Source organism: Methylobacterium sp. BTF04 (genome assembly GCF_010692745.1).
In the GTDB taxonomy this organism is placed as follows: Bacteria; Pseudomonadota; Alphaproteobacteria; order Rhizobiales; family Beijerinckiaceae; genus Methylobacterium.
The window spans coordinates 1-1233 of sequence record NZ_JAAHTB010000180.1; the positions used below are offsets into that span (position 1 = coordinate 1).

Genomic DNA, 1233 nt, shown 5'->3' on the forward strand with positions numbered 1-1233 from the left:
TGCCCGACCGGACCCGGCGCGTCGTCGAGGTGCATCAGCTACCGGACGCGATCCGCATCCTTGACGGCGGTCGCCTCGTGGCAACCCATCCCGTGCTGGAAGGCCGGCGTCAGTACCGGGTCGACCCCAGTCATCGGCAGGGTGGCCAGGCGCGCGCCATGCGGCATGGGCATCAAGACAGCCTCATCATCGGCCGGCGCGGCGATCACGTCGCCCAGCGTCCGCTTGCTTTCTATCAGGCCGTCGGTGACAACCTCGCCGCCGAGATCGGAGGCCGCTCATGAGCCGCGCTCATCCCTCCGCTGCCGCCACGACGATCGACAGCATCAGGCACAGCCTCGTCGGCCTGCGCATGCCGCGTGCCCTGGAGGTCCTCGACGCCACCCTCCGGCGCATTGAGCAGGGCGAGATCGACGGAATCGGCGCCCTCGACGAGATCCTGGTCGAAGAACTCACGCTGCGCGAGAGCCGCCGCGTGAAGACCGCCCTGGTGATGGCGCGGCTGACGGCCATCAAGACGCTCCAGGGCTTCGACTTCGGCTTCCAGCCCTCCCTCGACCGGGAACGCATCCTGGCCCTGGCCGAGCTGAAGTTCATCGACCGGGCCGAGGTTGTCCACCTGCTCGGTCCACCCGGCACGGGGAAAAGCCACCTTGCCACGGCGCTCGCCGTCGAGGCGGTCAAAGCCGGCCGCAGCGTCGCCTTCACGACCCTGGCCGATCTCATCGCCTCGCTGGCCAAGGCTGAGCGCGACGGCTCCCTGCGCGAGCGGATCCGGTATCTCTGCCGCGCCTCGCTCCTGGTCGTCGACGAGATCGGCTACCTGCCGGTCGTTCCCGGCGGCGGCAACCTGTTCTTCCAGCTCGTGAATGCCCGCTACGAGAAGAGCGCGATGATCCTGACCTCGAACCGCGGCTTTGCCGAATGGGGCGAGGTGTTCGGCGATCCTGTCGTCGCCACCGCTCTGCTCGACCGCCTGCTGCATCATGCCGTCGTCGTCCAGATCGAGGGTGCGAGCTACCGCCTGCGCCAGCACGCCAGCCTCGTGCCAGAGCACGTCCGCTCGAAAGCTCTCATCACCCCGCCGCCGGCTCCCAAGCGTCGTGGCCGCCCACCCGGAAAGGCCGCATCCGATCACACCAACGGCTGATCACCGCACGACGAAACACCCGCCGATCAGGGAATTTTCGATGCCCACAATCGCGGAGACTTCGGTGCCCATTGACACATCCA

The 1233-nt window shown here is 67.9% G+C and carries 1 protein-coding gene and 1 pseudogene; both read left to right on the plus strand.

Annotation, left to right across the window (positions count from 1 at the left end; genetic code table 11):
* A pseudogene (locus tag G3T14_RS24165) lies at positions 1–284 on the plus strand (IS21 family transposase); the annotation flags it as partial.
* Complete coding sequence (gene istB / locus G3T14_RS24170) at positions 281–1150, plus strand: IS21-like element helper ATPase IstB (protein WP_163645005.1); 870 nt, start codon at positions 281–283, stop codon at positions 1148–1150. The pseudogene G3T14_RS24165 and the gene istB, both read left to right, overlap by 4 nt.
* Positions 1151–1233 lie beyond the last annotated feature (83 nt).

What these genes read in the sequence shown, in the direction of transcription:
- istB (WP_163645005.1), top strand. Translation starts at nt 281, where the DNA reads ATGAGCCGCGCTCATCCCTCCGCTGCCGCCACGACGATCGACAGCATC.